We start from the raw sequence: 9,411 nt of genomic DNA on the forward strand, positions 1-9,411 counted from the left end.
GGATGCGCCTGTAGGAGCGAGCTTGCTCGCGAACTGCCCCGATGCTGAAGTCCATGGTAGGCCAACTGTCCTCTTCCTGAGGCTCCGCTCCTGCCAGATCAAGAGCCCCTCACCCTAACCCTCTCCCGCAAGCGGGAGAGGGGACTGTTCGGTGCAGAAGAACAAACGATGGCGCCAGCCGGCACGGACGGGTGCCTCTCTCTCAGCGCAGCTCGGCCTCGCCCTGCTGGCTGTTCCCGCCATCGTCGATCCACAGGTAGCGCACCTCCCCAGCACCTGCCGGCAAGGCCTGTTTGGGCTCCAGCACGCGCTGCGAAAATGGCGGCAACAGGTCGGCCGGCAGCGGCGAACCGCTGTTGCCCTGGCGTACTTCGGCGCCGGCCAGGGTAATGAAGTAGGCGGTGGGGTTTTCCACCTGCACAGCCTGGCCGGCCCTGCGGAAGACCAGTTTGCCTGGAGCTTCCTCGGCCTCTTTCATCAGGGCGCGCGGCCGATAGATGACCTTCATCTGGGTGCGCAGGGTGACGGTCAGGCGCGACTGCCCTTCGGCCAAGGGCTCGTTGGATTGCGGCGGAATCTCGTAGAGGTTGAGCCAGTACAGCGACTCACGGTCCGTGGGGAGTTTTTCCCCGGTATGCAGCAGGCGCAGGCTGCGCTGCTGGCCGGGGTTCAGGCGGAATACCGGGGGCAGAGGCATGATCGGCGCCTGCGCGGTCTGTGGAGCGGCGTCGAGGTCGCCGTTGTCGATCCAGGTCTGCACGATGACCGGGTAGCTGTTCTGGTTCACCAGTGCCAGCGAAGCCTCGTGCTGGCCTGCGTCGAAGATCACCCGTGTACGTTCGGCGGTGACGCCGGCCTGCACCTGTGCGCTGGCGAATAGTCCCAGGCCGAGCAGGAGTCCCAGCAGCCGTTTACTGCACACGGATCACCACCTGCGCGGTGGCTTCCACGCGGCCAGGAGTGACGGTGGGCATGCTGCCGAGGCTGAGCTTTTCCAGGCGGGCGCGGAACGTCTCGCTGTACTGGGAGATCCCGCCCACTTCACCGGTCTTGTTCGAGGCGTTACCGATGACCGGGTACCAGCCACGCGCTTCGGCGTTGCTGCCGTTGGCGGAGTCCTCGTTGGCCAGCAGGTTCATCGTGCTGCCGTTGCGCAGCAGGCGGATGCCGACGCCCTGGGCCATACCCGGTTCGCCGTAGCGGTCGGAGACCAGGTAGGACAGTCCGCCGCTGGCATTGACCAACCCGAGCCCGGAGGAGGCGGCCAGCGCGCCGGCGGAGACCTTGATGCCCAGTGCGGTGCCACTGGTGCCGGATTGGCTGGTGCTGGGGGTGGTGCTGCTGAGCACGCCGCTCTGGCATTTGAAGTCGACCTGGAAGGGCATCTCGCGGTTGGCCCCGGCGTTGATCTCGCCGATGGAGATCGACGGGAACACCACGTGCGGCGTGACATTGGTGACCGCGCAGGTCGGGTAGCGCTTGAGTGTCACGTCGCCGTACAGGCCGATGGCGCCCGGCCAGTTGTAATGCCAGCCGCTGTAGTTGGCGTAGTGGCTCTGGCCGACGGTGGGGTAGTTCAGACCCGGCCCCTTGATGGCGATGTAGCCGGCGGGCTGGGTGCGGCCATACAGCTGCGACTTCGTATTGGGCGAATAACCCTGGGTGGTCTCCAGCGGCGCCCTGAAGAGTTCGGCGCGCACTGCGCTGAGGTTCTTCGCCTTGACCAGCTGGAAACCGCGCGAGTCGATGTCCAGCCCGCTGAGCTGACGCTCGCGCCAGACGTCGGTGAAGTACTGGCCGGTTTCCACGTGGGTCAGGCGCAGCAGCACATTGGGCCAGGCGGTGCGGTAGGCGGACTGCAGGCCGATGGAGTTGCCCACGCTGTCGCCGCCCTGGTACCAGCCGCTGTAGAGGTCGTCGGCGTTGGTGGAGAACATCTCGTAGACCGCGTCTCCCGGTGCGCAGCGGAAAAACACGCGCTCGGCGTCGTAGCCGGCGGAGTTGCCGTACTGGGTGATGGGTGACACGGCGCTGGCGATCAGGCTGCCGTCGGGCTGGAAACTGGCATCGCTGACGTTGATCACGCTGGGCAGGCCGAGTGAGCCATTGCAGGTGTCGCAAGCGCCATCGCCGGGCCAGGCCCCGGCCACACCCTCGCCAGGGCGGATCGAGGTGTTGGAGGTGGTGGTAGCGCTGCCGATGGCGATCACCTTGTAGCAAGTGGCCCAGGCCGTCGGTGCGAGCAGCAGGGCGAGCAGCGGCAGGCTGCGCAGGATAGTGGTCATGGTGCCTCCGGAAGGCAGGTGGCCTGCAGGCGCACCAGTACCTGATCCAGGTCGGTGCCCTTGAGGTCATAGGGAAGCTGGCAGGCGTCTTCCTTGCGCTCGCCCCACTGCACGCGCAGTCGCCCCTTCTCTCCTTCGGCGCGGGCATAGACCTGCCCGCCCTGGCCGACCATGCCGATGTTCACGCCATTGCCGTCGAGCACGTCGGCGCCCAGCGGCAGCGGCTGGCCATCGGGCAGCTTGGCCTGGATCAGCAGGGGGTGGCCGGTGAGGGTCTTGAACTCGACGCGCACGGCGGCGCCGGCGTAGGGCGCGATCTTGCGTTCGGTTTCCACCAGCTCGGCGTTTTCGTCGATACCTTGCGGGTCGAGGCTGATGGGGTTGTAGCGGTAGGGCGAGAGCGACGGCACCACGGCATAGCCGTTGCTGTCCACCCGTGCACCCTGGCCGCCGCGCACACCCGCGCCGCTGGCGCCCTTGGCTTCCACCAGGGCGAAGGTGTCGCCGACGTAGGGCCCGAGGGTCAGGCCGCCGCTGTGCAGCACCGCCGCGCCGCGCAGGCCGCCGTTGACCTGGCGGTAGCTGGAGCTTTCGGCGTAGCCGGCGTTGAGCGTGGCCACCGAGGTCTGCTGCTGCACGCTGCCGTTGAAGTCGGTGCCCTGGCCTTCGCTATCGCGCCCGGCGGAGAGGGCGTAGCTCAGGGTACGGTCCTCGCCCAGGGTGCCGTTGAGGCCGGTCTGGTAGGTGCTGCCGCTGCTGTCACCGGAGCGTCGCGAGGCCATGGCACTGAGGTTCGGCGCGCGACTGGTGGAGCCCAGCGGCATGGAAAGGCTCAATGTCAGGGTGTTGTTGCGGTTGCTGCCGTGTTGCAAGTTGTACTGCGGCGGCTGCGACGGGTCGTAGTCGTCGTTCACGTCGCGGTACCAGGTGGTCTGCTGGCGCGAGTAGGAAAGGTTGTAGCTCAGTTGGCGCCAGGTATTGGAGTAGCCGAGCTGCAACTGGGTGTCGCGGCTCTTGCCGTCGTAGTAGTCGGCGGTGGATCCGGACAGGTAGAGGTTGCCGTACTGACCCAGGCCCTGGTTGACCAGCAGGGTGAACTGGTTGCGCTGCTTGTAGCTGCTCGAATCCCAGGTGTCGCCGTGGTCGCTGGCATCGCGGGCGGAGAGTGCATCGCCGAGGTCGCGATAACCTTCGGTGGAGTAGCGGTAGCCGGCCAGGGTCAGGGTGGTCTGGGTCGGCTGGAAGGTCCGGCTGTAGTTCAGTCCGACGCGCCAGCCTTGTTTGCGCTGATTGTTTTCCACGGTGGCGCTGGAGAAGGTGGTGTTCATGCCGAACGCGCCGTAGGGCGTGGCCAGCACGCCGCCGCCGAGCACGGCCAGGTAGTCCTCGGCGACGCGCGCGCCGAGGTTGGCGGTGAGGGCGTTGGTCAGGCCGCGCTGGTAGGTCAGGTCGCCGAACAGGTCGTTGCCGTCGCTGTACTGGCGCGCCTGGCCGACCGTGGCGCTGTAGCGCGACAGGCCGGGGCGCATGGACTCGGGCACGGCGGAGAAGGGCACGGAGAAGCGCGAGACGCTGCCGTCGGCCTCGATTACCTGCACGTCCAGGTCGCCGTCGTAGGCGGTGCCGTAGAGGTCGTCGATGACGAAGGGGCCGGGCGCCACGGTGGTTTCATGGATCTTCCGGCCGTTCTGGCTGATCACCACCCGCGCATTGGTGTTCGCGGTACCGCGCACCTGCGGCGCGTACTGGCGTTGCGAGTCCGGCAGCATGCGGTCGTCGGTGGCCACGCGCACGCCGCGGTAGCCCATGCTGCCGAACAGGTTGCCCTCGGTGTAGCTGTCGCCCAGGGTCAGTTCGCTGCGTATTCCCGGCAGTGCGCGCTGGGCGTAGGTGCGGATGCTGTTCCAGTCGCTGCGGGTGTTCCCCGCGTAGCTGGAATAGGTGTAGTTGGACTGGTGACGCAGGCGCCACAGGCCGAGGTTCACGCCGCCGTTCAGGCCGAGGTAGCCGTAGTCCGAGTCACCGCCGCTGCCGGAGCCTTCGAAGCTCGAACGGTAGAGGTTGGCGTCGTAGTTGACGAAGCCCATGGTGCTGCCAGCGTCCCACTCATCCGGGCTGACATAGCCGCGTGGTTTGATGTCGAGCAGCGCCTGAGGCACCGAGAGGTCCAGGCGCAGGCGCGCCGTGTCGAGATTCCAGGTCGATTCGGGCAGGCGCTCGCTGAGCCAGTGACAGATGCCCTGGTCGTCCTTGCCGGCCTTCGGGTCGGGGCGCGCGCCCAGGCTCTGGCGCAGGAAGCGCTCGCTGAAGCAGGGCTCGGCGCGTTCGCCGTGCTGGCGCATTTCCACTTCGGCGCGGGTGGCGTACTGGCCGTTGAGGTAGAGATCGACGTGGTAACTGCCAGGGTCCACCTGGTCGGCGCGGTTGAAGCGCTCCAGGCTGCCGCCGGCCAGTCCCGATCCCATCAGCAGGCTGTCGTCGAAGCGGTAGTCCGCATCGCCCTGGGCCAGGCCCGCAACCACCATGGCGAGGGTTCCGAGGGCGAAGGGCAGCAGCGGTCCATGGCTGGAATCAACGCGGCAGGTCATGGCGAAGTTCCACTCTTGCGCCGTAGTCGTTGATCAGCAGGGCGGACAGTCGCACAGGTCCGGCGGGCAGTGCCGAAGGCTTTTCAGCCTGCCATTGGGCCTGGCCCATGGGCGCGACCATGCCTGGCTGCAGCTTCCATTGACGCTCGCCAACGCTGAGCGTCGCGCCGCCGAAGGAGGCGTGGTAGCCGGTCGGGTTCTCCACCTTCACGCTCCAGCCGCTGCCGCTCTGTACGAGAGAGAAGCGCAGCTTCTCGGGCAGCTGCTCCGGGCTGCCGGCAATGGCAGCCGGGCGGTAGAACAGCTTCAGGCGGTTGCGCAGCATCAGCAGCATCTGGTTCTGGTCGGCCTTGGCGGCATTGCGCGGTGGAATCTGCAGCACGTTGAGGTGGAACAGCGACTCGCGGTCCTGGGGCAGCCCGGAGCCGGTGTAGAGGATGCGCAGGGTCTGGCCGCTGCCGGGCGCCATGCGCGACACCGAAGGGTTCACCACGAAGGGGGCCTTGGCGGTATCCGGCGCGGAGGCGGGATCGTTGACGTCGATCCATGCCTGGATGACGTTGGGGAAGCCATCCTTGTTGGTCAGCTGCACGGTCTTTTCCCGGGCGTCGCCGGGGTAGATGACACGGGTGCCGGTGATCACCACGCTGGCCTGGGCGAGCGTGGCGGTGAAGGATGCCAGCAGGGCGAGCGCGAGCGTCGCCGCGCGAAGCGGGCGCAGTGGGAGGGCGTTCATCCGGTTCACCTGTCTTGCCGGGTCGTTCGGCGTGCGATCACCCCTGAACGACGCGGCGCAATGCGGGGAGGCGGCACCGGGGGGAGGTGCCGCGGGGTATCACTCGTAGCGCAGGGTGTAGGTCACCGAGCCAAGAACCGGACCGGGGGTCACGGTGGTGGCTTCGGAGATGTACTGCACCGCGTAGTCGTAGCTGGCGCTGGTTTCACCGTCGGCGAGAACGATGTCACCGGCGGCCACGGCCGCGCCGCCCGCCAGGTTCACCGGGTTGCCGGCCGGGCCGTCGAGCAGCTGCAGGGCCACACCGGTGGCGCCGCTGGTGGCGGTGTTGGTCAGGTTGCCCGAGGCAGTGGCGTTGGTGGCCTGGAACAGGGTGGTGAAATGCTCGTCGGCACCGCTGGGCGCGGCGCAACCGGTCAGCTGCAGGGTGAAGCTGGTCTCGCCGGTGGTCTGGCCGACGCTGCCGTTCAGGGCGCTGACCGGGACGCTGTCGAGGATCACGGTCGGGTCGGTGTTGCCATCGACCACGGCCGAGCAGGTCTGGTCGGTCACTTCACCACTGAAGTTGATGGTGTTGGCGGCGAAGGCAAGTCCCGGCACAGCGAAGGTCGCTGCGACAGCCAGGGCGGTTGCGTGAAGTTTCATTCTCTTGAGCTCCATGGTCAGGGTTTTTTCCCACGGCCATCTTCTCTTCTGAATGCGCGGAACTCTCTGAGACGAATCTGAAAGCGCAGGTGCGCCGCTGACGAACGGCGAAAATGACTGTTACAGAGCGATTCGCCGCGTCTGTCCGAGGGACTGCCGGAGCCTGCGGGGAAAAAATCTTCACCCGGCTGTCGATTCCTGCCCGCGCGCTTCGACTATGAGGTAACTGCAAGCACAGCGCGCGCCGGAGACGACCATGAAGTACCTCTGCCTGATCTACGTGGATGACCAGCGGCTCTCCAGCCTGTCGGATGGGGAGTATCGCCGTCTGATGGACGAGTGCTTCGCCAACGACGAACACCAGCGCCGCGCCGGCCGGGTGCTCGCCTCGGAGGCGCTGGAAACGGTGGAGACCGCGACGACGCTGCGCCATGGCGCGGCGGGGCTGTCGATCACCGACGGGCCGTTTGCCGAGACCCGCGAATACCTGGGCGGCTTCGTGCTGATCGACGCCCGCGACCTCAACGAGGCGCTGCAGATCGCCGAGCGTATTCCCAGCGGCCGCCTGGGCGCGGTGGAAGTCCGCCCGGTGCGCGACTGGGACCGTTACTTCGCCGGGCGTTGAGCCGCGGCGATTCATGGGAAAGCGACATCAGGAGGACGGAATGCTCAAGTGGATTGCGTTGGTTGTAGTCGTGGCCGTGGTGGTGATCCTGGTGCTGGCGGCGAATCGTCCGGGCACCTTCCGCGTGGAGCGCTCCCTGCGCATCCAGGCGCCGCCGGAGAAGGTCCAGGGCTACATCGAGGACTTCCATCAGTGGCAGCAGTGGTCGCCCTTCGAGGCACTCGATCCGGGCATGCAGCGCACCTTCTCGGGTACCGAGAAAGGTCGCGGTGCGGTGTATGCCTGGTCAGGCAATGGCAAGGCGGGCGCCGGGCGGATGGAAATCGTCGAGAACGACCCCGGCAGCCGCACCACCATCGCCCTGGATTTCCTCAAGCCGTTCAAGGCCAGCAACACCGCCGAATTCACCCTGGTGCCGCGTGACGGCGGCACCGAAGTGACCTGGGCGATGTTCGGCCCGGTGCCCTTCGTGGCGAAGATCATGCACCTGTTCATCGACGTGGACCGCATGGTCGGCAAGGACTTCGAGGCGGGCCTGGCCAACCTCAAGGTGCTGGCCGAGAAGGGCTGATGCAAGCCGCAACCTGAAGGAGGCGAGCCATGTGCCCTCTGTGTGTATCGACCCTGACGCTGGCCGTGACCAGCGTTCTTTCCGCCGGCGGCATCAGCGCCTTTGCCGTCACCCGCCTGCGCGGCAAGCGCCGCGTCCGGTCCCACAAGCAGCGGGAGCTTTCCCCGGAGCGTCCCCAGGAGCGTGCGATATGAAACTGGCTAACCAGCGTTCTGCTTTTCCAGAGATGCCTCGCGTGGTCTCCCCGGCCGCCTGGCGGCAGGCGCGCATTCGCCTGCTGGAGCAGGAAAAGGCCGCCACCCACGCCCGCGACGCGCTCAGCGCCCAACGCCGCGAACTGCCGGTGGTGCGCATCGACAAGGACTATCGCTTCGAAGGCCCGCACGGTCCGCTGCGTCTGCTCGACCTGTTCGAAGGGCGGCCGCAGCTGATCGTCTACCACTTCATGTTCCACCGCGACACCGGGCTGGGCTGCGAAGGCTGCTCCTTCCTTATCGACAACATCGGTCGGCTGGAACACCTGCATGCCCGTGGCACCACCTTCGCCATGGTCTCCCGCGCGCCGCTGGAGGAGATCGCGCCGTTCCGCGCCCGCATGGGCTGGCAGTTCCCCTGGTACTCGTCGCTGGGCAGCGACTTCAACTATGACTTCCACGTCAGCGTCGACGAATCGGTCGCCCCGGTGGAATACAACTATCGTGACAAGGCGGAGCTGGAGCGCCTCGGCCAGGACTACCACGTACGCGGCGAGCAGCCGGGCATGAGCGTGTTCCTGCGCGACGGCGACCAGGTCTTCCACAGCTACTCGACCTACGGTCGCGGGCTGGAGGCGCCGTTGTTCACCTACCACCTGCTCGACCTCACCCCGCTGGGGCGCGGCGAAGGCTGGGGTGGCATGCCCGACTACCAGGGCAAGGGGATGAACTGGACGCGCTTCCACGACGACTACGACCAAGCCGCGCCGCCGCACAGCTGCTGCGGTTCCTGATCCGTCATCAGAACGAGGAGAACCCCATGACTGCCGCTGAAAAGAACGCCGCCCACGCCGAGCTTCACGCGCTGCTGGAGAGCTGGCTGAAATCCGTCCGTGCCTCGGATGTGGAGGGCGTCATCCGCCACTACACCCGCGACATCCTCGCCTTCGATGCGGTGAAGCAACTGCAATTCCAGGGCGTCGAGGCCTACGCCAGCCATTGGCGCGACTGTACGCAGATGTGCAAGGAGCCCACCTTCGAGATGCACCAGCTGAGCTTCGAGGGGGGCGGCGAGAGCGCCTTCGGGCACTACCTCGCCTACTGTGGCGGCACCGACGAAAAGGGCCAGTACAATGCCTCCTGGGTGCGCGTAACGGTCGGCCTGCGACGCGAAGCGGGCCAGTGGAAGATCGCCCACGAGCACTTCTCCCTTCCCTTCGATCCAGCGACGGGACAGTTGCTATTCGACGCCAAACCCTGACCTGAACTGTAGGAGCGAGCTCGCTCGCGAACCGCTTGATGCCGTGGGTACCCGGCGAGGTTCGCGAGCAAGCTCGCTCCTACGAAGAGCCGCTCATGCTGCGGCCCGGCGAAGAGCGGCCGTTGTTCACTGCCAAGCCTTGAACTGTACCTGTAGGAGCGAGCTCGCTCGCGAACCGCCTGATGCCATGGGGGCCCGGCGAGGTTCGCGAGCAAGCTCGCTCCTACGAAGAGCCGCTCATGCTGCGGCCTGGCGAAGAACGGCCGTTGTTCACTGCCAAGCCTTGAACTGTGCCTTTAGGAGCGAGCTCGCTCGCGAACGGCCTGATGCCGCGGGTACCCGGCGAGGTTCGCGAGCAAGCTCGCTCCTACGAAGAGCCGCTCATGCTACGGCCTGGCGAAGAGGGGGCGTTGTTCACTGCCAAGCCGTGAACTGTACCTGTAGGAGCGAGCTCGCTCGCGAACCGCTTGATGCCATGGGGCCCGGCGAGGTTCGCGAGCAAGCTC

10 protein-coding genes are annotated in these 9,411 nt (G+C 66.7%); 5 read left to right on the plus strand and 5 right to left on the minus strand.

The genetic code is table 11. The features are described 5' to 3' along the window. Nucleotides 1-202: 202 nt before the first annotated feature. The 5 genes from ACNFH5_RS07145 to ACNFH5_RS07165 form a co-directional block, all read right to left on the minus strand. Nucleotides 203-922, minus strand: coding sequence for a molecular chaperone (locus ACNFH5_RS07145; protein WP_416744938.1), 720 nt, complete (start codon nt 920-922; stop codon nt 203-205). After that, on the minus strand, nt 912-2,285 hold the full coding sequence (locus tag ACNFH5_RS07150) for a fimbrial protein (protein ID WP_416744939.1): 1,374 nt from the start codon (nt 2,283-2,285) through the stop codon (nt 912-914). Before ACNFH5_RS07150 ends, ACNFH5_RS07145 begins: the two co-directional genes overlap by 11 nt. Continuing rightward, nucleotides 2,282-4,873: a fimbria/pilus outer membrane usher protein gene (locus ACNFH5_RS07155; RefSeq protein WP_416744940.1), complete on the minus strand. Its 2,592-nt coding sequence runs from the start codon at nt 4,871-4,873 to the stop codon at nt 2,282-2,284. Before ACNFH5_RS07155 ends, ACNFH5_RS07150 begins: the two co-directional genes overlap by 4 nt. Beyond that, entirely contained in the window at nt 4,857-5,609 is a 753-nt protein-coding gene (locus ACNFH5_RS07160; protein ID WP_416744941.1) for a molecular chaperone, read from the minus strand. The genes ACNFH5_RS07155 and ACNFH5_RS07160 overlap by 17 nt, the downstream gene beginning before the upstream one ends. A 99-nt stretch (nt 5,610-5,708) precedes the next feature. Next, entirely contained in the window at nt 5,709-6,254 is a 546-nt protein-coding gene (locus ACNFH5_RS07165) for a fimbrial protein (protein ID WP_416744942.1), read from the minus strand. A 256-nt stretch (nt 6,255-6,510) separates the two neighbouring features. On the opposite strand from ACNFH5_RS07165, the gene ACNFH5_RS07170 reads away from it, so the two are divergent. The 5 genes from ACNFH5_RS07170 to ACNFH5_RS07190 are packed head-to-tail and all read left to right on the plus strand — an operon-like array spanning nt 6,511 to nt 8,905. Beyond that, entirely contained in the window at nt 6,511-6,879 is a 369-nt protein-coding gene (locus ACNFH5_RS07170) for a YciI family protein (protein ID WP_416744943.1), read from the plus strand. 40 nt (nt 6,880-6,919) lie between these two features. Further along, nucleotides 6,920-7,450 (plus strand): SRPBCC family protein, encoded by a 531-nt coding sequence (locus ACNFH5_RS07175; RefSeq protein WP_416744944.1) that lies wholly within the window; start codon nt 6,920-6,922, stop codon nt 7,448-7,450. A 29-nt stretch (nt 7,451-7,479) separates the two neighbouring features. Next, on the plus strand, nt 7,480-7,644 hold the full coding sequence (locus ACNFH5_RS07180; protein WP_416744945.1) for a hypothetical protein: 165 nt from the start codon (nt 7,480-7,482) through the stop codon (nt 7,642-7,644). 32 nt (nt 7,645-7,676) lie between these two features. Then, entirely contained in the window at nt 7,677-8,438 is a 762-nt protein-coding gene (locus tag ACNFH5_RS07185; RefSeq protein ID WP_416744972.1) for a DUF899 domain-containing protein, read from the plus strand. Nucleotides 8,439-8,464: 26 nt separating this feature from the next. Then, complete coding sequence (locus tag ACNFH5_RS07190; RefSeq protein ID WP_416744946.1) at nt 8,465-8,905, plus strand: YybH family protein; 441 nt, start codon at nt 8,465-8,467, stop codon at nt 8,903-8,905. Nucleotides 8,906-9,411: the final 506 nt, after the last annotated feature.

This window comes from Pseudomonas sp. NY15435, assembly GCF_048068295.1.
Classification (GTDB): domain Bacteria; phylum Pseudomonadota; class Gammaproteobacteria; order Pseudomonadales; family Pseudomonadaceae; genus Pseudomonas.

What these genes read in the sequence shown, in the direction of transcription:
- ACNFH5_RS07150 (WP_416744939.1), bottom strand. Translation starts at nt 2,285, where the DNA reads ATGACCACTATCCTGCGCAGCCTGCCGCTGCTCGCCCTGCTGCTCGCA.
- ACNFH5_RS07155 (WP_416744940.1), bottom strand. Translation starts at nt 4,873, where the DNA reads ATGACCTGCCGCGTTGATTCCAGCCATGGACCGCTGCTGCCCTTCGCC.
- ACNFH5_RS07160 (WP_416744941.1), bottom strand. Translation starts at nt 5,609, where the DNA reads ATGAACGCCCTCCCACTGCGCCCGCTTCGCGCGGCGACGCTCGCGCTC.
- ACNFH5_RS07165 (WP_416744942.1), bottom strand. Translation starts at nt 6,254, where the DNA reads ATGAAACTTCACGCAACCGCCCTGGCTGTCGCAGCGACCTTCGCTGTG.
- ACNFH5_RS07170 (WP_416744943.1), top strand. Translation starts at nt 6,511, where the DNA reads ATGAAGTACCTCTGCCTGATCTACGTGGATGACCAGCGGCTCTCCAGC.
- ACNFH5_RS07175 (WP_416744944.1), top strand. Translation starts at nt 6,920, where the DNA reads ATGCTCAAGTGGATTGCGTTGGTTGTAGTCGTGGCCGTGGTGGTGATC.
- ACNFH5_RS07180 (WP_416744945.1), top strand. Translation starts at nt 7,480, where the DNA reads ATGTGCCCTCTGTGTGTATCGACCCTGACGCTGGCCGTGACCAGCGTT.
- ACNFH5_RS07185 (WP_416744972.1), top strand. Translation starts at nt 7,677, where the DNA reads ATGCCTCGCGTGGTCTCCCCGGCCGCCTGGCGGCAGGCGCGCATTCGC.
- ACNFH5_RS07190 (WP_416744946.1), top strand. Translation starts at nt 8,465, where the DNA reads ATGACTGCCGCTGAAAAGAACGCCGCCCACGCCGAGCTTCACGCGCTG.